Origin of the sequence: Halomonas almeriensis, assembly GCF_030409235.1 — a bacterium.
Classification (GTDB): Bacteria; Pseudomonadota; Gammaproteobacteria; order Pseudomonadales; family Halomonadaceae; genus Halomonas; species Halomonas almeriensis.
Genome location: NZ_JAUFPO010000009.1, coordinates 120,072 through 143,371, shown reverse-complemented (window position 1 = coordinate 143,371; position 23,300 = coordinate 120,072). Strand labels below are relative to the sequence as shown.

Here is a 23,300-nt window from a genome sequence, read left to right as displayed (position 1 = left end):
GATCGGCGATTGCAGGAAAGCGCGCAGCTTTATACCATGGATTACCTTCGAAATGAAGTCGTCGGACACCTCCGCCTCAGGATGGTGCAGCGTCGACGACCACGCCACCCCTGAATTCGAGCTGCCATGAACGTCCCCATCAAGACCCCCGACGAAATCGCCAAGATGCGTGAAGCGGGCCGCCAGGCCGCCAGTGTGCTGGAAATGATCACCCCCCACGTCAAGGCGGGGGTCAGCACCGGTGAACTGGACCAGCGCTGCCATGACTATATCGTCAAGGAGCTCGGCTCCACGCCGGCACCGCTGAACTACCACGGCTTTCCCAAGTCGATCTGTACCTCGATCAATCATGTCGTCTGCCATGGCATCCCGGATCACGGCAAGAAGCTCAAGAACGGCGACATCATGAACATCGACATCACCGTCAAGACCGTGGACGGCTATCATGGCGACTCCAGCGTGATGTTCATCGTCGGCCAGACCATCCAGGGCGAACGCCTGTGTCGCGTCACCCAGGAGTGCCTGTACCGCAGCATCCAGGCCGTGCGCCCGGGCGCCCGGCTTTCCGATCTGGCGCGAGTGATTCAGCAGCACGCCGAGGCCAACGGCTATACCGTGGTGCGCGATTTCTGCGGCCACGGCATCGGCGCCGGCTTTCACGAAGAGCCCCAGATTCTGCACTACGATGGCTACTCGCCCGAAGCCGACATCACCCTCGCCGAGGGCATGTGCTTTACCATCGAACCCATGATCAATGCCGGCGACCATCGCACCCGAGTGCTGCGCGATGGCTGGACCGCCGTGACCAAGGACAAGGGCCTGACCGCCCAGTGGGAGCACACCCTGTTGGTAACCGCCACGGGCGTGGAGGTCCTGACGGCACGCAGCGATGAAGACCTCTCCTTCCTCGACCGCTGAGCCGGCCCATGCTGCTTCATCACTATCGCTTCGAAGCCGACGAAAGCCTCTTCGACATCGACAAGTTCCATGCCGAACTGAGTGGCAGTCGCTCACCCATCGCGCCATTCAAGGCAGCGCTGGGCGAGATACAGACACGGCTCGACGAACGCTTCCGGGCCGGCGCGGACATCCGCGACCTGGTGCACGGCCGGGCACGCTGCCTGGATGAACTGCTGGCCATCGCCTGGCAGCAGCATGACTGGCCGGATGACGGCATTGCCCTGCTCGCCGTCGGCGGCTACGGGCGCGGCGAGCTACATCCTCGCTCGGACATCGACCTGCTCTTGCTGCTCGAGCACGACGATGACTCGGCCTACCGCGAGCCGCTGTCGGCCTTCATCACCTTCCTCTGGGACATCGGCCTGGAAATCGGCCACAGCGTGCGCTCGCTAAATGACTGTTCGCACGAGGCAGCGGCCGATGTCACGGTGATCACCAACCTTATCGAGTCGCGCACCCTGGCCGGCCCCGAACGCCTGCGCGAAGCCATGCAGGCGCGCCTGTCGCCGCAGGCGCTGTGGCCCGCCGACCACTTCTTCGAGGCCAAGCGCCAGGAGCAGATCCACCGCCATTCCCGCTTCAACAACAGCGAGTACCACCTGGAGCCCAATATCAAGAGCTCCCCGGGTGGGCTGCGCGACATCCAGATGATCGGCTGGGTGGCCAAGCGTCACTTCGCCACCCAGCGCTACGAGGACCTGGTGGCCCACGGCTTCATGAACGATGCCGAGCTGCATATCCTCAGCCAGGGTCAGGCCTTCCTGTGGCAGGTGCGCTACGCCCTGCACATGCTCACAGGGCGCGCCGAGGATCGTCTGCTGTTCGACCACCAGCGAACCATTGCCACCATGTTCGGCTACCATGACACCCCCGAACGCCTGGCCGTCGAGCAGTTCATGAAACGCTACTACCGGCATGTCACCGCCCTGGGCGGGCTGAATGACATGCTGTTGCAGCACTTCGACGAAGCCATCCTGCACCGCGGTGAAGTCGTGGAAACCCGGCCGCTCAACGAGCGCTTCGAGGTCAAGGGTGACTACATCCAGGCCCGCTCGCGCAGCCTCTTCCAGGAGCACCCCTCGGCCCTGCTCGAGCTTTTCCTGCTCATGGCCGAGCACCCCGAGATCGAGGGCGTGCGCGCCGACACCATTCGCCTGATCCGTGACCATCGCCACCTGATCGATGACCGCTATCGCGCCAACCCGCACCACCAGCGCCTGTTCATGGCACTGATGCGCTCAGGTGGCAATGTGGCCCGCCAGCTGCGACGCATGAACCGCTATGGCGTGCTGGGCAAGTACCTGCCGGTGTTCGGCCAGGCGGTCGGGCTGATGCAGCACGACCTCTTCCATATCTACACCATCGATGCTCACACCCTGCGGCTGCTCAAGTGCATCCACGGGTTCCGCAAGTCCAGCGCTCGGGAAAGCTTCCCGGTGGCCGTGGAGCTGGTGCAGCAACTGCCACGCCTCGATCTGCTGTGGATCGCCGGACTCTTTCATGACATCGGCAAGGGCCGCGGCGGAGATCATTCGCTGATCGGCGCCGAAGACGTCGAGACCTTTGCCCGCGAGCATGATCTCCCCGAACGCGACACCCGCCTGGTCAGCTGGCTGGTCGAGCATCATCTGTTGATGTCCATGGTGGCGCAGAAGCGCGATATCGCCGACCCCGAGGTCATCAGCGAATTTGCTCGCGAAGTTGGCGACGAGACGCGCCTCGACTACCTCTATGTGTTGACCGTCGCCGATATCAACGCCACCAACCCGACCCTCTGGAACGGCTGGCGGGCCACCCTGCTGCGCCAGTTGCATGGCGAGACCAAGCGTGCCCTGCGCCGCGGGCTCGAGAACCCCATGGAGCGCAACGACTCGATTCGCGAGACCTGGCACGAGGCCCATTCACTGCTGGCCACGGTGGGCACCGACATGACGCGTGTCGACCGTCTGTGGGCATCGCTCGGCGAAGACTACTTTCTGCAGTACGCGCCCAGCGAGATCGCCTGGCAAACCCAGGGCATCCTCGCCCACGAAGGCAGCAGCCTGCCGCTCATCCTGCTCAGCGCCCCGACCAGCGACATGGCCGAAGGCGGTACTAAGGTCTTCATCCACACCCGCTCGGTGGACGACCTGTTCGCCGCCACCTCGGCGGCCATGGAGCAGCTCGGCCTGTCGATCCATGACGCACGCATCGCCACCTCCAGCAACAACTGGACCCTCAACACCTTCATCGTGCTCGATGATGACGGCGAGGCGATTCGCGACACCCAACGACTCGAGTCCATCCGCCGCCACCTCCAGGAAGAACTCGACGACCCCGACGACTACCCGAAGATCGTCACCCGCCACACTCCCCGGCAGCTCAAGCACTTTCGTGTCGCCACCGAAGTCGAGATCCGCCAGGACCCGGCCAATGAACGCACCCTCCTCGAGCTCACGGCACCGGACCGCCCCGGTCTGCTGGCCCGGGTCGGGCGCATCTTCATGGAGCAGGATATTGCGCTTTCGGCCGCCAAGATCGCGACCCTGGGCGAGCGGGTCGAGGACGTCTTCTTCATCACCGACAAGGCCGGCCACCCGATTCGCGACGCACAACGACTGCGGCGTCTTCGCCAGCGACTGATCGAGACCCTCGATGTCAGCGGCTGAGCGGCGCGTTTGAGGCCCCTGCAGGGCTTCCCTATAATCGGTGGCTTGCCTGCACCGCACAACGACGCCGACCCCGGCCGGACTGGACACTCATGAACCCTGATCTCGACGCGCTGCAACCCTATCCGTTCGAGCGACTCGCGGCCCTCAAGGCGGGCATCGCGCCCCCCGAGTCGCGGACGCATATCCAGCTGACCATCGGAGAGCCTCGCCATGCGCCCTATGCCGGCGCCCTGGAGGCACTGAACGAAAACTGCCGGGAAATGGCGCGCTATCCGACCATTGCCGGACTCCCCGAGCTGCGTCAGACGATTGCCGACTGGGCCGTGTCGCGTTTCGCGCTGCGCGGGCTGGATGCCGATCAGCAGGTGCTGCCGGTCAACGGCACCCGCGAGGCCATCTTCGCCTTCGTGCAGTGCGCCCTGGACCGCAGCCGTCCTGCCAGGGTGGCGGTGCCCAACCCCTTCTATCAGATCTACGAAGGCGCCACCCTGCTGGCCGGCGGCAGTACCCTGACCCTGGACTGTCACGCCGACCACGACTTCCGCCCCGACCTCGACGCCGTGCCGGCCGCCACCTGGCAGGACGTGCAGGTCGTCTTTGTCTGCTCGCCAGGCAATCCCACCGGCGCCGTCACGCCGCTGGACGAGCTCGAGAAATTGATCCGGCTGGCCGACGAGCACGACTTCATCGTGGCCGCCGACGAGTGCTACTCCGAGCTCTACCTCGACGAAGCCACACCACCGCCCGGGCTGCTGCAGGCCTGTGCGCGGCTGGGGCGTGATGACTATCGACGCTGCCTGGTCTTTCACTCGCTGTCCAAGCGCTCCAACCTGCCGGGCCTGCGCTCCGGCTTCGTGGCGGGCGATGCCGAGCTGATCGGCGCCTTTCGCCGCTATCGCACCTATCATGGCTGCGCCATGTCGCTGCCCGTGCAGCACGCCTCCATCGCCGCCTGGCGCGACGAAACCCATGTCCGCGTCAACCGCGACGCCTATCGCGACAAGTTCGCCGCGGTCACCGAGATCCTCGCGCCGGTCATGGACTTCCCCGCTCCACAGGCCAGCTTCTACCTGTGGCCGGCCGTGCCGGGCGGCGATGATGAAGCCTTCGCTCGTGACCTCTATCGCCGCGAAAACGTCAGCGTGCTGCCCGGCAGCTACATGGGGCGTCCGGGAGCGCAGGGCCGCAACCCCGGGAGTGGACGAGTCCGCCTGGCGCTGGTGGATGAGCTGGAGGCCACCCGCGAAGCGGCACAGCGCATGCGCCGCCTGATCGAGGACACCATCAGTCAGGAGATCCAACCATGATGACACTGATGCTGATTCACAACTGTGACACCTGCCGGCGCGCCCGCCGCGCTCTGGAAAGCCGGGGTATCCCTTTCCAGACCCACGACCTGCGCAAGGACGGCCTGTCCGCGGCCCTGCTCGAACACATCCTCGAACATGTGCCGGTGATGACCCTGCTCAACAAGCGCAGCACCACCTGGCGGCAACTGGATGAGGCCGACAAGGCCGATATCGACTCCAACCAGGCACGCAAATTGATGCTGGCCCACCCGACCCTGCTCAAGCGCCCGCTGCTGGATACCGGCAACACCGTCATTGTCGGTTTCAAGGACGGCGACTACGACAACTTATGAGGCGCCCGGCGCCCTGAACCCAAGAGGATTCACTCATGCTCAGCTTCGCCCTCGGCATCGGCACCCAGAACACCCAGGGTGACTGGCTGGAAATCTACTATCCGGCCCCCTTGCTGAATCCCGACCCGAGCCTGGTCGAGGCGGCCGCCGGCGTACTGGATGCGCCCGCCGGCACCGCCGCCGTGAGCTTTCTGCCGGAACACTGCAGCGCCCTGACCGACGCCCTGCGCTCGGCGGGTCACGAGACCCAGGCCGAGCTCGCCGAAGCGCTGGCCGCCAGCCAGCGGCCACTGGTCGCCACCTTCATCCACCAGGACGCGCCGCCGCAGAGTGTCCCCGAGGTCTACCTCAAGCTGCACCTGCTGTCGCACCGTCTGGTCAAGCCCCACGGCACCGACCTGACCGGCATGTTCGGCCTGCTGCGCAACATCGCCTGGACCAACGAAGGCGCCATCGATGTCGAGGAATTGCCGGCGCGCCGCCTCAAGGCCCGCCTGGAAGGCCGTCAGCTGTCGGTCGACTGCGTCGACAAGTTCCCCAAGATGACCGACTACGTGGTGCCGGCCGGCGTGCGCATCGGCGACACCGCGCGCGTTCGCCTGGGCGCCTACCTGGGTGAAGGCAGCACCGTCATGCACGAAGGCTTCGTCAACTTCAATGCCGGCGCCGAAGGCCCGGGCATGATCGAAGGGCGCATCTCGGCCGGCGTGGTGATCGGCAAGGGCTCGGACCTCGGTGGCGGCTGCTCGACCATGGGCACCCTGTCCGGCGGCGGCAACATCGTCATCAGGGTCGGCGAGGGCTGCCTGATCGGCGCCAATGCCGGCATCGGCATCCCGTTGGGCGATCGCTGCACCGTGGAGGCCGGGCTCTACATCACAGCGGGCGCCAAGGTGACCCTGCTCGATGATGAAGGCCAGGAAGTGCGCCGCGTCGCCGCTCGCGAGCTGGCCGGCCAGGACGACCTGCTGCTGCGTCGCAACTCGCTGAACGGGCGCATCGAGTGCCTGACCAACAAGAGCGCCATTGCGCTCAACGAAGCGCTACACGCCCACAACTGAGTCGCACCCCCGGGCGCCACGACGCCCGGGGGCGACCTGCCGGAAACCCGAATGTCCTCACCCGATCCATCCGACCGTCTGTCTGCCACCCTCGAGCTCGCCATGGAACTGCTGCGGCGGCCCTCGGTCACCCCCGATGACCAGGGCTGTCAGGCCTTGATGACCGAGCGCCTGGCGCAGCTCGGCTTTCACATCCAGCCGCTGCCCTTTGGCGATGTCGAGAATTTCTGGGCCGTGCACGGTCATCACGGCCCGGTGCTTGCCTTTGCCGGCCATACCGATGTGGTGCCCAGCGGCCCCGAGGCCCACTGGGAGTACCCGCCCTTCGAACCGCGCATCGATGACCAGGGCATGCTGTGCGGGCGAGGCGCCGCCGACATGAAGGGCAGCCTTGCCGCCATGCTGACCGCCGTGGAACGCTTCGTCAGCGCGAACCCGGACCACCCGGGGCGAATCGCCTTTCTGATCACCTCCGACGAGGAAGGCCCCGCCGTGGATGGCACTCGCGCCGTGGTCGAGCACCTGCGCGAAGCCCACGAGCGACTGGACTACTGCATCGTCGGCGAGCCATCTTCCGCGCAACGCCTAGGCGACACCATCAAGAACGGGCGCCGCGGGTCACTGGGCGGCGTGCTGCATGTGCATGGCATCCAGGGGCATGTGGCCTACCCGCATCTGGCCCGCAACCCCATCCACCAGATCGCGCCGGCCCTCGATGCCCTGGCCCGTGAGCACTGGGACGCCGGCAATGACTGCTTCCCCGCCACCAGTTTCCAGGTCTCCAACCTGCGCGCCGGCACCGGGGCCACCAACGTGATTCCCGGCGAGGTGCAGGCCACCTTCAACTTCCGCTACTCCACGGAAGTCACCCAGCAGGCCCTGCGCGACCGCACCGAAGCCATCCTCGACGCCCACGGCCTGGACTTTTCCATCGACTGGACACTCAACGGCGAACCCTTCCTGACCCGCGAGGGCGAGCTGGTGGATGCCGCCGTGCATGGCGTCGAGGACGTTCTCGGCTACGCCCCGACCCTGTCCACCGCCGGTGGCACGTCGGACGGTCGCTTCATCGCCACCCTGGGCAGCCAGGTGGTCGAGCTCGGGCCGAGCAACGGCACGATCCACAAGGTCAACGAGCGGATTCGCGCCACCGACCTGGACGACCTGAGTCGCGTCTACGAGGCCGTGCTCGACCGGTTGTTCACCAAGGGCAATGCCTGAGAGGAAGACGCATCATGGAAGCCTATCCCGATATCGAGATCTACCTCGCGCAGCTGGAACTTGAGCCCCTCAATGCCTGGCTAGACGAGGTGCTCGCCACCCCGCCGCTGGCCAGGGCCGGCAAGAACCGCTGGCGCGCTACCACTCAGCGTGACGGCCATGAAATCAACATCCTGCTGATCGCAAAGGCCGCCGACGGCTTTGCCAGCCTGTGGTTCGACAGCGCCCACACTCCCTGGACGACGGACAGCGACTGTGCCCACGAAGCCGCCAGGCGACTCGGCTGCGAGGTAAGATGTTCACTGGGCGGCTGGCAACCCGGCGACGAACCGGACCATTTCCTGCAGATCATGCCCGACGGTCAGGAAACAACCATCGAATGGCCGGATTCGGGGCAGTAAGAAAGAAGAAAGAAGGAAGAAGGAAGAAGGAAGAAGGCAGGTTGATACCAGGGTGTATGGTGTCAAGGGTTTTCTTCCTTCTTCAAGCGGCGCTAGCCGCGTTCTTACCTCTTCAAGGCGCGAAGCGCCGTTTTTCCAACTTCAAGCTTACAGCTACGGGCTTCGCCCGGCCGGATGGCCGGGCGAGCCGTCTTCAGGTAATCACCGTCACGTCGTCGGCCTGCAGCCCGCGTTCGTTACGCGAGACCTGATACTTCACCTTCTGGCCCTCGGCCAGGGTGCGATGGCCACGGCCGCGAATGGCGCGAAAGTGCACGAACACATCCTCGCCGCTGTCGCGGGTAATGAAGCCGTAGCCCTTGTTGACATTGAACCATTTGACCTCACCGATTTCGCGGTCATCGTCCTCGACCTCGGCCAGATTGACCAGCTGCGGAGTCAGGGCATTGACGGCCAGGGTGGCGGCCAGCAACAGCACGAATACGGCCAGCGCCGTGGCGAGGTAGGCCACACCAACGCTGCCCAGCTCGAGGCTCGCCAGGAGCTCCTCAGAGACCGTGCCACCGGCGAGCGACACGAACAGGGTCACCAGCAGAGGCGCCGGCGCGGCCAGCAACAGACTGATAAGACTACAACGTAAAACAACCTTCCGATTCATAAACGCTTGATGCTCTCTTGTGTAAAGGGAAAGGTAAAAAAACGCAACGGCTTGATCAAAGACCCCGGGGCGCATGCCCCCGGCAGGCGCCGGGCTGAAGCGACGCGCTGGCGGTTCAAGCCGTGTTTCCATGACGCGGTGTCGAGGCACAATACGGCACGCGATACCGCCCCCGCTGCCGCCTCGAAAAGCGGCCAACAACCACGGAATTCTACCATGAAACACGATGACACGCCTTCCGATCTGGACACGCGCCTGACCGCCCTGGAAAGCCGCTACGCCTATCAGGAAGACTGGATCGACAGCCTGGACCAGGCCATCGCCGCCCAGGAAAAACGCCTGGCGCAGCTGGAACGCATGAATCAGTTGATGCAGGGCAAGATCCGCGAACAGCAACGCGCTCTGCAGGAAAGCGACAACGCCCCCAGCCCCGACGACGAACGGCCGCCGCATTACTGAAAGAAGGAAGAGGGAAGAGGGAAGAGGGAAGAGGGAAGAGGCCAGGCTGGTGCAAGGGGTTGTGACGTCAAGGGGTTCTTCCAGGCGCGCAGCGCCGTTCTTCAAGCTTCAGCGAAGCCAGATCATGCTGGCCATGCGGCCGGTGACGCCGTTATCCCGGCGGTGAGAGTAGAAGCGGGGCTCACAGGCGGTGCAGAAGTGGCCGCCGCTGATGTTGGTCAGGCCCAGGCGTTCCAGACGCAGACGCGCCAGCTTGTAGATGTCGGCCATGTAATGGCCCAACCGATAGGGGCTGGGATGAAAGGCTTCCAGGGCCTCGGGTTGCACGGCGACGAAGGCCTGGCGCACTTCCGGGCCGACCTCGAACTGGGCATTGGAGATCGCCGGCCCCAGCCAGGCCATCTGGGATTCGGCGGGCACCCCCAACGCTGCCACGGTGGCCTCGAGGATGCCACTGGCCAGCCCCCGCCAGCCGGCATGGGCCACGGCCACTCGCTGGCCATCCCGATCACAGAAGAACACCGGCAGGCAATCGGCGGTCAGTACCACGCAGGCATGGCCTCGGTCACGGGCCACCGCCGCGTCCGCCGTCGGCGCCGGGTCGGCATAGTGCTGCTGAACCCGGCCGCCATGTTCCTGGTCCAGCCACAGCAGGGGCCGCTCATCGCCCACGACCTTGCCCAGCTGGCGACGGCACAGGGCGACATGATCGGCATTGTCCTGAACATGCGACGCCGGATTGAAGGCAGCAAAGTCACCCTGGCTGGGCCCTGTCTCGCGGGTCGTGACACAGGCGGCCACGCTGGCCGGGGCCGGCCAGTCCGGCTCGACCAGTGTCGGGTCGAGGTGGAGCGCATCACTCATCCCATGGTCTCCCGGTCGTCGCGCAGAAAGTCGAGCAGCATCAGCAGATCATCCGGCAAGGGGGCTCGAAAGGTCATGGTTGCGCCACTGGTCGGATGCACAAACGCCAGCTTGCGGGCATGCAGCGCCTGACGGGGGAACTCGCGCAGCAATTCCTTGAGCGTATCACCAGCACCAGCAGGCAGCTTGAGCCGCCCACCGTAAACCGGATCCCCGATCAGGGGGTAGCGCAGGTGTGCCAGGTGCACCCGGATCTGATGCGTGCGGCCGGTTTCCAGCCGACAGCGCACATGGGTGTGGGCGCGAAACCGCTCGACGACCCGATAGTGCGTGACCGCCGGCTTGCCGGAGGCATTGACCGCCTGACGCTTGCGATCCGCGGGATGACGTCCGATGGGCGCATCCACGCTGCCCCCCGCCGTCATCTGACCCACCGAGACGGCATCGTACTCCCGCGACACCGTGCGCGCCTGCAGCTGTTCCACCAGGGCATGCTGGGCGGCCAGCGTCTTGGCGACCACCATGAGCCCGCTGGTGTCCTTGTCCAGGCGATGCACGATGCCCGCCCGGGGAACTGACGCCAGAGCGGTACAGTGATGCAGCAGGCCATTGAGCAGAGTGCCATCCGGGTTGCCGGCGGCGGGATGCACCACCAGACCGGGCGGCTTGTCGATGACCAGCACGACGTCATCCTCGTACACCACCGTCAACGGAATGTCCTGTGCCTCGAAGCGTGCCTCCTCCTCGAGTTCCACGGACAGCACCAGCCATTCCCCTCCATGCAGCCGGTCCCGGGGTCTGGCCGGCTGCCCGTCGACACTCAGGGCGCCCTGCTTGATCCAGCCCTTGAGGCGCTCACGGGAATAGTCGCTGAACAATTCGGCCGCCGCCTGGTCAAGGCGGTAGCCCGCCATGTGGTCGGGAATGCGTTCCTGGGCATCGAGGGTCTGAGACATGGGCGCGTCATGGGTCCATCTGAGAGAATGAAGCACTGCCCGCCAAGCGTTGGGTACAATGCGTCTGATATGACTGCGTTTCAGCGCAAGGTGCTTTATAGTGAGCGGATCAAGAGCCGATTCTAGCACGGCTGCACTGGGTTGTTTGACACGAGGAACACGATGCGCGTTTTCACGACCGGAACTCGCCTGGCCGCTATGCTGCTGGCGACTGCCCTGCTGGCCGGCTGCGCCAGCACCAAGGAAGAACAGGCACCGGATGTTGCCGAAGGCCAGCTCTACCAGGAAGGCCGTGCGGCGCTGGAAGATGGCCGTTACACCACCGCCGTCAATCGGCTGGAGGCCATCGATACCCGCTACCCCTTCGGCGAGCATGCCGAGCAGGCGCAGCTGGAACTGATCTATGCCTATTATGAAACCAATGACTGGGAAGCGGCACGCGCGGCGGCCAGTCGGTTCATACGCCTGCACCCCGACCACCCCCAGGTCGACTATGCCTACTACCTGCGCGGTCTCGCCGCCTGGGAAGCCGGCCGCTTCAGCCTGGAGTCTCTGCGCCTGATCGACATCGCCAAGCGTGATCTCGGCGCCACCCGCGATGCCTACTCGGACTTCCGCGACCTGGTACGCAACTACCCCAACAGCCAGTACGCACCGGACGCCCGTCAGCGCATCGTCTACCTGCGCAACCTGCTGGCCCGCCACGAGCTGGAGGTCGCCGACTTCTATCTGCGCAAGGGCGCTTACCTGGCCGCCGTCAAACGGGGCCGCTGGGTCATCGAGAACTACCCCGAGTCCGAAGGCACCCGCGACGCCCTGGCGGTCATGGTGGAAGGCTACCTCGGCCTCAACATGCCCGAACGCGCCAGGGAAAGCCTGCAGGTGCTGATCGACAACGCCCCGGACCACGAACGCCTCGACGGTCGCACCTTCGACCCCCGCTACGTCGACGCCGAGGTGTCAGCGTAAGGCAGGAAGAAGGAAGAAGGAAGAAGGAAGAAGGAAGAAGGAAGAAGGAAGAAGGAAGAAGGAAGAAGGAAGAAGGAAGAAGGAAGAAGCCAGGCTGATACCAGGGTGTATGGTGTCAAGGGTTTTCTTCCTTCTTCAAGCGGCGATAGCCGCGTTCGTCCCTCTTCTAGGCGCGAAGCGCCGTTCTTCCCTCTTCAAGCGGCGCTAGCCGCGTTCTTAACTCTTCCAGGCGCGCAGCGCCGTTCTTCAAGCTCCCGGCGCAGCCGGGGTCAGTCCCCCGGCTGCCAGCCGTTGACGATGGGGTAGCGGCGATCGCGGCCGAAGCCGCGGCGGGTCACCCGCACCCCCACCGGCGCCTGGCGACGCTTGTACTCGCAACGGTCGACCAGGCGCACCACCTGATAGACCTGATCATGGTTGAAGCCGGCGGCGATGATCGCTTCGGCGCTCATGTCGCCCTCGATGTAGCGCACCAGGATGGCGTCGAGCACGCCGTAATCCGGCAGCGAGTCGCTGTCCTGCTGGTCCGGCGCCAGCTCGGCGGAGGGCGGACGCTCGATGACCCGCTCGGGAATCGCCGGCTCCTGACTGTTGCGCCAGCGTGCCAGGCGATAGACCCAGGTCTTGTAGACATCCTTGATGGCGTTGTAGCCACCCACCATATCGCCGTAGAGGGTCGCGTAGCCGACCGCCATCTCGCTCTTGTTGCCGGTGGAGAGCACCATCAGGCCCTTCTTGTTGGAAAGCGCCATCAGCAGCACCCCGCGGCAGCGTGACTGCAGGTTTTCCTCGGTGGTGTCGCGCTCGGTGCCCGCGAAGCTGGCGGAAAGCGTCTCCATGAAGGATTCGACCATCGACTCGATGGGCAGCACCTCGTACTCGACCCCGAGCATCCGGGCCTGTTCGGCGGCATCCTGCCGGGAAATGTCGGCCGTGTAGTGATAGGGCATCATCACCGCATGCACGCGCTGCGGCCCCAGGGCATCCACGGCGATGGCCAGCGACAACGCCGAGTCGATGCCGCCGGAGAGCCCCATCACCACGCCCTGGAAGCCGCTCTTGTTGACGTAGTCACGAAGGCCCGTGACCAGCGCGCAGTAAAGGTTTTCCTCGGCGCTGACGTCTTCATCGATCTCACCGACCCGAGGCACCCAGGCGCCATCCTCCTTCACGAAGAGCACCGGCATCAGGCCGACCGACCAGTGCGGCGCCTGCACACGAAGCTCGCCATTGGCGGCCACACAAGCCGAGCCGCCGTCGAAGACCAGCTCGTCCTGACCACCGATCTGGTTGACGTAGACAATCGGCAAGCCGACCTCGCCGGCACGCTGCTCGAGCAGCGCCAGACGCTCGGCGGGCTTGTCCTGATGGAAGGGCGAGGCATTGAGGGTGATCAGGGCCTCGGCGCCGGCCTCGCGCGCCTGCTGCACCGGGCCTTCTTCCCAGACGTCCTCGCAGATCAGGATCCCCAGGCGGGCACCCTTGTGCTCGACCACCAGCGGCGCGTCACCGACACCGAAATAGCGCTGCTCATCGAAGACTTCATAATTGGGCAGGGCCTGCTTGGCGTATTCGCCGATCCATTCGCCGTTGTACAGCACCCCCGCCAGGTTCCAGTTGCCGCCCTCGCGACGCCCCGGATAACCGACGATCACCATGACATCGCGGGCCACCTTCTCCGCCATGCGACTGCGTGCCTCGCGTAGCCGCGTCTCCAGAGAGGGGCGCAGCAACAGGTCTTCCGGCGGGTAGCCAGTCAGAAAGAGCTCGGGCAACACCACCACATCGGCACCGTGCTCGATGCGTGCCTCGCGTACCGTCTCGATCGCCGTCTCGGTATTGCCGGGAATATCCCCAACCAGGGGGTCGAGCTGAGCCATCACCAACGTCAGGTCTTGCATGGGCGTCCAAATCTCTCGAGAATCCATCAATAGGACCATTGTCCCGCAAGGGCGGCCATCAGGCAAAGCCGGCCGCCCAAGATCCCACTATCAGGGAGTCCTTCAAAGGATGAATCTCTTGCTCATTCGCCTGATCATCTTCGCCGTGCTGTTCTTCGCCGGTCTCAAGCTCTACCGCATGTACCGGGAATGGCAGCAGGACCGCCAGGCCGACGACCAGAGCGACGCCCCGGCCAATGCCATGGTGCGCTGCGCCTGGTGCCAGGTGCATCTGCCCGAGAGCGACGCCCTGCGCGAGCGCCGGGAGTGGTTCTGCTCCACCGAGCACCGTGACAAGTATCTCGCCGAGCAAGACGACGCCGAATAACCCGTCGCTATGCGCCGGCCCGCCCGGCGCCGCGGTGGCCCGGGCGATAGGGGCGCGGGTCGACGATCGGCTCGCGTCCAAGCAGTTCATCGACCAGCAGGCGAGTTGCCGCGGGCGCCAGCACCAGCCCATTGCGATAGTGCCCGGCATTGACGTGCAGGTTGGTGACTCCCGGCACGGCCCCGATGAACGGCACACCACACGGCGAGCCCGGCCGCAGCCCCGCCCAGTGATGCACCACCGGACACTCGGCCAAAGCCGGCACGATGCGCGTCGCCGAGTCCCATAGAGACTCTCGTGCCGTGGTGCTCAACGACTTGTCGAAGCCCGTTTCCTCGAGAGTCGAGCCCGCCAGCACGCGACCATCGGCGCGCGGGATCACATAGCGCCCGTCCATCAACACCACCCGTTTCACCAGCCCGGGCGGCGCCTGGAACTGAATCATCTGGCCCTTGACCGGGCGTACCGGCAGTTCCACTCCCGCTGTCACCAGGATGCGCGCCGCCCAGGCCCCGCCACACACCACGACCCGATCGGCCTGAAGACGGCCCAGCGGCGTCTGCACACCGACCACCCGCTCGCCCTCCACCAGCAGCGTCTCGACCTCGCATCCCTCGCGCAGGGTGACACCGGGCATCGCCTGCAGACGCTTGACCAGGGCACGAGCCAGGCGTGGATTGCGCAGGCTGCCCAGTGTCGGCATCCATAGCGCACCGTCACAGCCCGGCGCCGCTTGCGGCTCCCGTGTATAGAGAAAATCGGCGCCAACGGACGCCAGCGGCTTGCCCACCTCACGCGCCCAGGCCAGCGCCGCCTCCGCATCCTCGACCCGCAGATACAAGAGCCCCTTCTGGCGATACTCCGGGTCCACGCCGGTCTCTTCCAGCAAACGCAGCGCCAGTTCCGGATAGCGCCCCTCCGACCAGGCGGACAGCCGCGAAATCGGCGTCGTGTAGCGCCACGGATAAAGCGGTGAAACGATTCCGCCACCGGCCCAGGAGGCCTCGCGACCACATTGCCCGCGCTCGACCAGGGTGACCGAGTGCCCGGCATCGGCCAGTTGCAGCGTCGTCAACATGCCGATGACGCCGCCCCCTACGACAAGAAAATCACTCACATTCGCTATCCCGAATCACTGATGGAAGAGTAGCCGTCAGCGGCTATTGTCAGAGGGAAAGCCCTAGCGGGAGCCCCCATGGACAGGTTGCAAAGCCGCCCTCGCCCCCGGTTGCCTCCGGGCACCGGCCAGGCGCCTCGCCGCCAGGCCGGCGTGACGCTGCTTGAGCTCTGCCTGGTGCTGGGCATCGTGGCGCTGGCCGCCGGCTGGGCGGTGCCCGGTCTGGATACGCTGATGGCACGCCAGGACGTCGCCACGGACGTCATGCGGCTCAAGGAAAGCCTGGCGACAGCCCGGCATACCGCCATCAGCCGCGGCACCGTGATCACCCTCTGCCCCAGTGACGATGGCGTGACCTGTGGCGAGAACTGGACAGGCCCACTGAGCATCCTGGCCGGCGAGATGCACCAGCCCCCGGAGCAGCGCCGCCTTCTCGGCCGACGTCGCCCCAGCCGACTGGAGGCCATTGACTATCGCCGGGACCAACGACCGGTACGCTACAAGCCCGATGGCAGCGCCACCGGGCACAACGGTACCTTCCGGCTGTGTGGCCGGGACGGTGAAGGCGCCTCGGTAATCGTCAGCAACTTCGGACGCGTGCGAGTGGACGAGGCCACCCCGACCGACTGTTGAAGCCGTCAGAATAGCCATCAACCACTGCCTCAGCGCCAGCTTACCAGCCGCGTCTCGACAGGAGAATCGGGCAGGCGCGGGTGGCCGACCCGGTGGCTGAGCGCGCCCTCGATGCGCAGATTCCCCTCGGCCATCACCGCGCCCTGGAGCGCCGCCCCGGCCTCGAGCACAACATCGGCGGCCGCCAGCAGCCAGGCATTGCCCTCGCCCGCCGCCGTGACACGCACCGTGCCCCCCGCCAGGATCGCCACATCCAGGGTCTCGTTCCGTCCGGCGCTGCCCTGCACCTGCACATCCCCCGACGCCATCAGGGTCGCATGATGAAAATCCGCAATGGGGGTCACTTCCAGCCGCCCCGGGCAATGATAGACCCGGCCGTCGAGGTCACCACTGGCCGCAAAACGACAATAGGCCTTGCCCTGTGCGTCGACCTCCACGCTCAGGGCCACGGCATCAGCGGGCGGGGTGGTGTTCACCGGCGGCACGTCCCCATTGGCCTGCACCTCACCCTGCAGCGAGACGCCTGACGCCACCTCGACACGACCCGCCGCCAGTGCCGCATAGCGCGTCAGCCGCTGGGCGGCGGGCGAGAACGCCACCTCAACCACCACGGGCCGGCTGCGCGCCCTGACCGCTCCATCAGCCGCCACCAGCGCCCCCATGGCCAGGATCCGCCAATGCCCCGAGGAAGCCTGCAGATAACGATAGACACACTGCCGCGGGGCCACACAGCCACCGGAAGCGGCCGGCTCTCCACCAAAGCGGGCCGGATCCTTGAAGGCCTCCCAGGTAAGCGTCGCCACCTCGATATCGGCCGGCTGGGGGCGCATCGCCGCAGGCCCTGCCAGTGCCGACAGTCCGCTGGCCGCCGCCGTCTCAGCGCTCAGACGGGCCTGTGCCGCCAGGCCGAGGTTGCCAGCCAACTGCTCGGTGGTCAGGGCCGTGCGCATACCTGCGACGCCCAGCATCGCCCCCAGGGCCAGCAGGATCAGCACTACCGGCAGGGCGAGTCCGTGCTGGCGCCGCTTCATGGGGCCACCTGCGTGGCCCGGTCCAGGGCCCGCTGGCGGTCCATGCCGTGCAGCAGCACGGGGGCAGGCTCGCCCAGCGGTCGCAGGCGCACCCGATACAGGCCATCGCGACCGGCCACCCTTGCCTCCACCGGACGGCTGGCCCGGCAACTGCCCGCGGTCGCCGCCAGACCATCCACCAGCGGCTCCCCGGACAGGCTGTCACGCAGGCTGCAACCTTCCCCCTGGGGCGCCGCGACCAGCTCATAACGTCCCGGCTCGACACCGCCCCGGCGAATCTCCTCGAGCATGAACAGCGCGCCCAGCATCACGCTCTGCTGGCGTTGCCCCAGCGCCTCTACCCGCCCCAGGCTGTCGACGCCGGCCAGATAGAGCCGCCCGGCGCCCAGGAGCACCAGCATGCCGATGGCCATCGCCACCATCAGCTCGACCAGGGTGACCCCGTCCTGGGCGGATCGTCCGGCGCTCATGGCGACACCTCGGGCAAGCGGGCCCGATAGACCAGCGTGGTCGCCGCCTCGCGGGCGGCCCCCGACCACTCCAGGCGGATCCGGTAGCGACAGCCCCCGCCGAGCGCGCTGACCTCGCCCTGCAGACCCGGCAGGTGCTCCTGCCAGCGGTCCTGCCAGGCCGCTTCCGCCGCGCCCAGACGCGGGCAGCCACCCGCCTCAAGGCGCGACCAGAGCAGTTCCACCGCGTCCTGCGCCGCCAGGCTGGCCAGTCCACGCTGATAGCCCAGATGCGCGCCCCGCAGAGATTCCAGCTGCAGCGACGCCATGCCCAGCAAGCCCACCGACAGCACCAGCAGGGCGATCAAGGCTTCCAGCAGGGTGAAGGCACGTTGCGCATCGACGCCATGCATGATCAGGCCCCCGACGTCACCAGCACTCGACCGGCTGCTGTCGCCCGCGAGCATCCAGGCGTAACACACGGCAGGCCGAGAACACTGCCGTGTCGTCATGGGTGGCCGTAAGCTGGTAGGCGTTGGCATCCAGACGGGCGGTAATGCGAAAGTGGCCGGCGGCGGAAAGCCGCGGCGTGTCGAGGCACCCCTGATAGGAATGCGAGCGCGCATGACAGCGCTCAAGCCGCGTCGCCAGCCGCATCAGCGCCGCCTGGCCATCACTCAGCCGGGTCTCGGCCATGGCATGCTGATAACGCGGATAGGCGACCGCCATGAGCGTGCCGGCAATGACCAGCACGACCAGGAGTTCGAGCAGGGTGAAGCCGGCGTGGCGGCCAGCAACACCCGAGCGGTGTGCATCCGGCAATGGCGAGTGGCACATATCCCTGTCCCCGGCACGGCATCCTGCCCCCAATATGGAACAAGAATGGCCAGACCGACAGGCGAGCCACATGCAGCGTTCGCATCCTCGGATGGGCGGCACATGAACAGGCTGATGCCCCTACCTACAAAACGCCGGGCGCATGGCCCGGCGTCGTGCGGTCAGGGAGGCGGCGCCGGGGTCATTCGCTGACGATGACCTGCTCGCGCAGCTCGCGGGGCATAGAGAAAGTGATCGTCTCCTCGCGGCCGGCGATTTCCTCGGGGGCCTCGGCGCCCAGCGAGCGTAGCTGCTCGATGACGCCGTTGACCAGCACCTCGGGAGCACTGGCGCCGGCCGTGACACCCACGGTCTGGATGCCCTCCAGCCAGGCGGGATCGATCTGCTCGGCATTGTCGATCAGATAGGCCGGGGTGCCGACACGCTCCGAGAGCTCGCGCAGGCGGTTGGAGTTGGAGCTGTTGGGGCTGCCCACCACCAACAGCAGGTCACTGCCCGCGGCCAGGTCGCGCACGGCATCCTGACGGTTCTGGGTGGCATAGCAGATGTCATCCTTGCGCGGCCCCTCGATCTCGGGGAAGCGCTCGCGCAGGGCGTCGATCACCCGCGCCGTGTCATCCATGGACAGCGTGGTCTGGGTGACGAAGGCCAGCTTCGTTGGGTCCTTGACCTCGAGGCGCTCGACGTCCTGCTCGTCCTCGACCAGATAGATCTGGCCGCCGCGCGAGGTGTCGTAACGGCCCATGGTGCCCTCGACCTCGGGATGTCCAGCATGGCCGATGAGAATGCACTCCTGGCCGTCCCGAGCATAGCGCAGGACCTCCATGTGCACCTTGGTGACCAGCGGGCAGGTGGCATCGAAAACCTTCAGACCCCGCCGGTCGGCCTCTTCCTGAACGGCCCGGGAGACGCCGTGGGCCGAGAAGATCACGATGACGTCGTCGGGTACCTCATGGAGCTCCTCGACGAAAATCGCCCCGCGCTCGCGCAGGCTGTCGACCACGAAGCGGTTGTGCACCACCTCGTGGCGCACATAGATCGGCGGGCCGCAGACATCCAGCGCCCGGTTGACGATCTCGATGGCCCGGTCGACGCCCGCGCAGAAACCACGGGGATTGGCCAGCTTGATTTGCATGATTGCCTAGCCTCGGTGCTCACGCACCTCTGGACATGATGAAAACACATGATGACGACAAGGGTAGCAGAACACGGCCGCTGCCCCGACCGCCTCAATGGGTGGTCGCCGGCGACACCTCGATGACTTCCACTTCGAAGGTCAGGGTACGCCCGGCCAGGGGATGGTTGAAATCCACCTCGACCTGCTTCTCGCCGACCTCCTTGATGACCCCGGGCAACTCGCCGCCGGCAGCATCGGCAAAGGACATGACCATGCCCGGCTCGGGCACCTGGTCGCCGAAGTCATCGACGGCGATCATCTGCACGTTCTGCGGATTGTGCTGACCGAAGGCATGCTCCGGGGAGATCTCGTAGCAGCCCTGCTCACCGGCCGTGAGGCCCATGATGGGACGCTCGAAGCCAGGTGGCAGGTTGCCGTCGCCGACCTGAAAGGTCGCCGCCTGCTTGTCGCGGGTCGAATCGACCACGGTGCCATCTTCCAGCTTCAGGGTGAAATGCAGGGTGACCTGCATGCCCTCGTCGATATACTGGGCGTTCGCGTGTTCATCGCTCATGGACGTCTCTCACGATTCTCGGTCAGAGGATTCTGCGGGCTCCAGGGGGCGGCCGAAAAGCCTCAGCGGCGCCGCCGATCACCGAGCAGCGACTCGATGATCAGGCCGATGGCGCCCAGAGTGATGCCGATATCCGCCACATTGAAGGCCGGGTAATACCAGCCGGCGGCATGGAAGGACAGAAAGTCCACCACATAGCCGTGCAGCAGCCGGTCATGCAGGTTGCCCAGGGCACCGCCGATGACCAGCGCCAGGGCGGCGCCGAGCAACTTCTCGTCGGCCCGCAGGCGGCGCATCCAGATCGTCAGGCCGACCGTCGCCGCCACCGCGATGGCGGCAAAGAACCAGCGCTGCCAGCCCGGATGATCGGCCAGGAAGCTGAAGGCCGCACCGGTGTTGTGCAGCAGGGTCAGGTTGAAGAACGGCAGCACCTCGACCGGGCTGGCATAGGCCAGGAAATGGGTCGCCAGCGCCTTGGTCGCCAGGTCGAGGACCAGCACCGCCGCCGCCAGCCACAGCCAGCGCAACGGGCGTTGCATGGGCGCCGACGCGGCGCCCGGGGACGAATCCTGCTCGGCCATGTGGCCCACCTCAGGCATAGTGACGCGTCTCGCCGGGGCCTTCCGGCAGATTGCTGATGCAGCGTCCGCACAGGTCGTCATGCCCGGCATGCTGACCGACATCCGGGCGATGGTGCCAGCAGCGCTCGCACTTGCGATGGGCGCTGTCGACCACTGCCACCCGCAGGCCCTCGAGCTCGGTGGCCTCGGCCGCGCTGCCCTCGCCGAGCGGTGCCAGATGCACCTCGCTGGTCAGCATCACGAAGCGCAGCTCATCACCGAGACGGCTCAGCGTGGCATGCAGCGCGTCATCCACGTAGAGCGTCACCTCGGCGGCGAGGTTGCCCTTGATGACCTTGGCGTTGCGCGCATCCTCCAGGCACTTGTTGACCGCCTGCTTGATGTTGAGCACCTGCTCCCAGAAATCGCGGCCCAGCTCGGCCTCGTCCTCCAGCACGCCCAGCTCGGTGTAGTACTCCTCGAGCAGCACGCTCTCGCCGCGCTCGCCCGGAATATGCTCGTGGATTTCCTCGGCGGTGAAGCTGAGAATCGGCGCCACCCAGCGTACCAGCGCCTGGATGACGTGATACAACGCCGTCTGGGCACTGCGCCGCGCCACCGAATCCGCCTGGGTGGTGTACTGGCGATCCTTGATCACATCCAGGTAGAAGCCGCCCAGCTCACGGGCGCAGAACCCATGCACCTGCTGGTAGACATCCAAGAAGCGATACTCCTCGTAGGCCTCGGCAATGCGCGCCTGCAACTGGCCGGCACGGTCGACGACCCAGCGGTCCAGCGCCAGCATGTCCTCGAAGGCCAGGGCGTCGCGCGCCGGATCGAAGCCGTTGAGGTTGGCCAGCAGGAAGCGCGAGGTATTGCGGATGCGACGATAGACATCGGCGGTGCGCTTGATGATCTGGTCGGAGACCGCCATCTCGCCGGAATAGTCCGTGGAGGCCACCCAGAGACGCAGAATATCGGCGCCGTACTGGTCCATGACATCCTGGGGATCGACCACATTGCCCTTGGACTTGGACTGCTTGTGCCCCTTCTCGTCCACCGTGAAGCCATGGGTCAGCAGTTGCCGATACGGCGGGTGGCCGTCAATGGCCGAGCCGGTCAGCAGCGAGGAATGGAACCAGCCGCGGTGCTGGTCCGAGCCCTCGAGGTACAGATCGGCACGCGGCCCCTGATCATGCCCCATGGGGTGAGAACCGCGCATCACGTGACGATGCGTGGTACCGGAGTCGAACCAGACGTCCAGGGTATCGGTCACCTTCTCGTAGTCGCCCGCCTCGTCACCCAGCAGCTCGGCCGGGTCCAAGCGGAACCAGGCATCGATGCCCTCGGCCTCGACGCGCTGGGCGACCTCTTCCATGATCTCCACGGTGCGTGGATGCAGCTCGCCGCTCTGCTCGTTCAGGAAGAAGGGAATCGGCACCCCCCAGTTACGCTGACGCGAGATGCACCAGTCCGGCCGATTGGCGATCATCGAGTGCAGGCGCGCCTTGCCCCAGGAAGGCGTGAAGGTGGTCGCCTCGATCCCCGCCAGGGCGCGCTCGCGCAGGGTGCGGCCGTCGTGGCCGGTGACGTCCATGCCCACGAACCACTGGGCCGTGGCGCGATAGATCACCGGCGTCTTGTGGCGCCAGCAATGCATGTAGCTGTGGGTGATCGGCTGGCGCGCCAGCAGCGCCCCGGCATCATCCAGTTGAGCGACGATCTGCGGGTTGGCCTTCCAGATCAACTGGCCACCGAACAGCGGCAGGTCGTCCACATAGTGACCATCGCCCTTGACGATGCTGATGAAGTCCTGGAACTCGATGCCGTAGCGGCGGCAGGACTCGAAGTCATCCACGCCATGCACCGGCGCCGAGTGGACGATGCCCGTGCTGCCTTCCTCGACGGTGACGTAGTCGGCCAGAAACAGCGGCGAACGACGCTCGTAGAGCGGATGCGCGAACTGGATCAGCTCCAGGTTCTGCCCCGGGGTCGTGGCCAGCACCTCGCCCTGCAGGCCGAAGCGCTCCAGGCAGCTCTCGACCAGCTCCTCGGCCAGCAACAGCAGGCGCTCGCCCATGTCGACCAGCGCATAGGTCACCTCGGGGTGCACGTTCAGCGCCTGGTTGGCGGGGATGGTCCAGGGCGTGGTGGTCCAGATCACCACGGCGGCCGGCTTGGCCAGCTCGCTCAGCCCGAAAGCCGCCGCCAGCTTGTCGTCCTCGGCGCAGGGGAAGGCCACATCGATGGCATCGGACTGCTTGTCGGCATACTCCACCTCGGCCTCGGCCAGCGCCGAGCCGCAATCGAAGCACCAGTTGACCGGCTTGAGCCCCTTGAACACATAGCCGCCCTCGACCAGCGAGGCCAGGGCGCGGATCTCGCCGGCCTCGTTGGCAAAGTCCATGGTGCGATACGGCTTGGCCCAGTCGCCGATCACCCCCAGGCGGATGAAGCTGTCGCGCTGCCCCTCGATCTGCTCGGCGGCATACTCGCGGCACAGCGCCCGCGCCTGCTCCGGCGCCAGATGCTTGCCGTGGGTGGTTTCCACCTTGTGCTCGATGGGCAGGCCATGGCAGTCCCAGCCCGGTACATAGGGGGCATCAAAGCCCGCCAGGTTGCGCGACTTGACGATGATGTCCTTGAGGATCTTGTTGAGCGCATGACCGATATGAATGCCGCCATTGGCATAGGGAGGGCCATCGTGGAGCACGAAGGGCTCGCGTCCCCGGCGAGCCTCGCGCAGACGATGATAGAGGTCCATGTCCTGCCACTGGGCCACCCGAGCCGGCTCGCGCTTGGGCAGCATGCCGCGCATGGGAAAATCGGTTTCGGGCAGATTCAGAGTGTGCTTGTAATCGCTCATATCCTG

Annotated in this window: 24 protein-coding genes; 11 read left to right on the top strand and 13 right to left on the bottom strand. The window is 66.0% G+C overall.

The window, feature by feature from the left end:
* Window positions 1-126 precede the first annotated feature (126 nt).
* The 7 genes from map (at window position 127) to QWY74_RS07505 (ending at window position 7,936) form a co-directional block, all read left to right on the top strand.
* Entirely contained in the window at window positions 127-918 is a 792-nt protein-coding gene (gene map / locus QWY74_RS07535) for a type I methionyl aminopeptidase (protein ID WP_264824273.1), read from the top strand.
* An 8-nt stretch (window positions 919-926) separates the two neighbouring features.
* Window positions 927-3,608 (top strand): [protein-PII] uridylyltransferase, encoded by a 2,682-nt coding sequence (locus QWY74_RS07530; protein ID WP_264824274.1) that lies wholly within the window; start codon window positions 927-929, stop codon window positions 3,606-3,608.
* A 92-nt stretch (window positions 3,609-3,700) separates the two neighbouring features.
* Entirely contained in the window at window positions 3,701-4,918 is a 1,218-nt protein-coding gene (dapC, locus tag QWY74_RS07525; RefSeq protein WP_264824275.1) for a succinyldiaminopimelate transaminase, read from the top strand.
* The gene (locus tag QWY74_RS07520; RefSeq protein WP_264824276.1) at window positions 4,915-5,253 is read left to right on the top strand and encodes an arsenate reductase; all 339 of its coding nucleotides are present in this window, start codon (window positions 4,915-4,917) and stop codon (window positions 5,251-5,253) included. Before dapC ends, QWY74_RS07520 begins: the two co-directional genes overlap by 4 nt.
* Window positions 5,254-5,288: 35 nt before the next feature.
* On the top strand, window positions 5,289-6,314 hold the full coding sequence (gene dapD / locus QWY74_RS07515; protein ID WP_264824277.1) for a 2,3,4,5-tetrahydropyridine-2,6-dicarboxylate N-succinyltransferase: 1,026 nt from the start codon (window positions 5,289-5,291) through the stop codon (window positions 6,312-6,314).
* Window positions 6,315-6,365: 51 nt separating this feature from the next.
* A complete protein-coding gene (gene dapE, locus QWY74_RS07510; RefSeq protein ID WP_264824278.1) occupies window positions 6,366-7,535 on the top strand; it encodes a succinyl-diaminopimelate desuccinylase in 1,170 nt (389 codons plus the stop codon).
* A 14-nt stretch (window positions 7,536-7,549) separates the two neighbouring features.
* A complete protein-coding gene (locus QWY74_RS07505; RefSeq protein WP_264824279.1) occupies window positions 7,550-7,936 on the top strand; it encodes a hypothetical protein in 387 nt (128 codons plus the stop codon).
* A gap of 193 nt (window positions 7,937-8,129) precedes the next feature.
* On the opposite strand, the gene QWY74_RS07500 is transcribed toward QWY74_RS07505, so the two are convergent.
* Window positions 8,130-8,594, bottom strand: coding sequence for a cold-shock protein (locus QWY74_RS07500; protein ID WP_290314077.1), 465 nt, complete (start codon window positions 8,592-8,594; stop codon window positions 8,130-8,132).
* A 216-nt stretch (window positions 8,595-8,810) separates the two neighbouring features.
* On the opposite strand from QWY74_RS07500, the gene QWY74_RS07495 reads away from it, so the two are divergent.
* Complete coding sequence (locus QWY74_RS07495) at window positions 8,811-9,053, top strand: SlyX family protein (RefSeq protein WP_264824281.1); 243 nt, start codon at window positions 8,811-8,813, stop codon at window positions 9,051-9,053.
* Between the two features lie 108 nt (window positions 9,054-9,161).
* On the opposite strand, the gene pgeF is transcribed toward QWY74_RS07495, so the two are convergent.
* Both pgeF and rluD read right to left on the bottom strand, forming a co-directional pair.
* The gene (pgeF, locus tag QWY74_RS07490; protein WP_264824282.1) at window positions 9,162-9,917 is read right to left on the bottom strand and encodes a peptidoglycan editing factor PgeF; all 756 of its coding nucleotides are present in this window, start codon (window positions 9,915-9,917) and stop codon (window positions 9,162-9,164) included.
* Entirely contained in the window at window positions 9,914-10,873 is a 960-nt protein-coding gene (gene rluD / locus QWY74_RS07485) for a 23S rRNA pseudouridine(1911/1915/1917) synthase RluD (protein ID WP_264824283.1), read from the bottom strand. The genes pgeF and rluD overlap by 4 nt, the downstream gene beginning before the upstream one ends.
* Window positions 10,874-11,035: 162 nt before the next feature.
* Between rluD and QWY74_RS07480 the strand changes: the two genes are divergently transcribed.
* The gene (locus QWY74_RS07480) at window positions 11,036-11,842 is read left to right on the top strand and encodes an outer membrane protein assembly factor BamD (RefSeq protein ID WP_264824284.1); all 807 of its coding nucleotides are present in this window, start codon (window positions 11,036-11,038) and stop codon (window positions 11,840-11,842) included.
* Between the two features lie 269 nt (window positions 11,843-12,111).
* On the opposite strand, the gene QWY74_RS07475 is transcribed toward QWY74_RS07480, so the two are convergent.
* Complete coding sequence (locus QWY74_RS07475; RefSeq protein WP_264824285.1) at window positions 12,112-13,743, bottom strand: NAD+ synthase; 1,632 nt, start codon at window positions 13,741-13,743, stop codon at window positions 12,112-12,114.
* Window positions 13,744-13,852: 109 nt separating this feature from the next.
* Between QWY74_RS07475 and QWY74_RS07470 the strand changes: the two genes are divergently transcribed.
* Window positions 13,853-14,110, top strand: coding sequence for a PP0621 family protein (locus QWY74_RS07470; RefSeq protein WP_264824286.1), 258 nt, complete (start codon window positions 13,853-13,855; stop codon window positions 14,108-14,110).
* A gap of 7 nt (window positions 14,111-14,117) precedes the next feature.
* Here the strand turns inward: QWY74_RS07470 and thiO are convergent, their stop codons facing one another.
* The gene (gene thiO, locus QWY74_RS07465; protein WP_264824287.1) at window positions 14,118-15,227 is read right to left on the bottom strand and encodes a glycine oxidase ThiO; all 1,110 of its coding nucleotides are present in this window, start codon (window positions 15,225-15,227) and stop codon (window positions 14,118-14,120) included.
* A gap of 78 nt (window positions 15,228-15,305) precedes the next feature.
* Here thiO and QWY74_RS07460 point away from each other — a divergent pair, with 78 nt between their 5' ends.
* Window positions 15,306-15,860 (top strand): GspH/FimT family pseudopilin, encoded by a 555-nt coding sequence (locus QWY74_RS07460; RefSeq protein WP_264824288.1) that lies wholly within the window; start codon window positions 15,306-15,308, stop codon window positions 15,858-15,860.
* A 29-nt stretch (window positions 15,861-15,889) separates the two neighbouring features.
* Here QWY74_RS07460 and QWY74_RS07455 read toward each other — a convergent pair whose 3' ends face one another.
* The 8 genes from QWY74_RS07455 to ileS form a co-directional block, all read right to left on the bottom strand.
* Window positions 15,890-16,891 carry a pilus assembly PilX family protein gene (locus tag QWY74_RS07455; RefSeq protein ID WP_264824289.1) on the bottom strand — a complete coding sequence of 334 codons (1,002 nt, stop codon included), beginning with the start codon at window positions 16,889-16,891 and terminating at the stop codon, window positions 15,890-15,892.
* Window positions 16,888-17,361 carry a PilW family protein gene (locus QWY74_RS07450; protein WP_264824290.1) on the bottom strand — a complete coding sequence of 158 codons (474 nt, stop codon included), beginning with the start codon at window positions 17,359-17,361 and terminating at the stop codon, window positions 16,888-16,890. Before QWY74_RS07450 ends, QWY74_RS07455 begins: the two co-directional genes overlap by 4 nt.
* A complete protein-coding gene (locus QWY74_RS07445) occupies window positions 17,358-17,753 on the bottom strand; it encodes a type IV pilus modification PilV family protein (protein WP_264824291.1) in 396 nt (131 codons plus the stop codon). The genes QWY74_RS07450 and QWY74_RS07445 overlap by 4 nt, the downstream gene beginning before the upstream one ends.
* Before the next feature lie 16 nt (window positions 17,754-17,769).
* Entirely contained in the window at window positions 17,770-18,177 is a 408-nt protein-coding gene (locus QWY74_RS07440; RefSeq protein WP_264824292.1) for a type IV pilin protein, read from the bottom strand.
* Between the two features lie 181 nt (window positions 18,178-18,358).
* Complete coding sequence (gene ispH / locus QWY74_RS07435; protein ID WP_264824293.1) at window positions 18,359-19,312, bottom strand: 4-hydroxy-3-methylbut-2-enyl diphosphate reductase; 954 nt, start codon at window positions 19,310-19,312, stop codon at window positions 18,359-18,361.
* A gap of 94 nt (window positions 19,313-19,406) precedes the next feature.
* On the bottom strand, window positions 19,407-19,868 hold the full coding sequence (gene fkpB / locus QWY74_RS07430; RefSeq protein ID WP_264824294.1) for an FKBP-type peptidyl-prolyl cis-trans isomerase: 462 nt from the start codon (window positions 19,866-19,868) through the stop codon (window positions 19,407-19,409).
* A gap of 62 nt (window positions 19,869-19,930) precedes the next feature.
* On the bottom strand, window positions 19,931-20,449 hold the full coding sequence (gene lspA, locus QWY74_RS07425; protein WP_290314075.1) for a signal peptidase II: 519 nt from the start codon (window positions 20,447-20,449) through the stop codon (window positions 19,931-19,933).
* A 10-nt stretch (window positions 20,450-20,459) separates the two neighbouring features.
* Entirely contained in the window at window positions 20,460-23,294 is a 2,835-nt protein-coding gene (ileS, locus tag QWY74_RS07420; protein WP_264824296.1) for an isoleucine--tRNA ligase, read from the bottom strand.
* Between the last annotated feature and the right edge of the window lie 6 nt (window positions 23,295-23,300).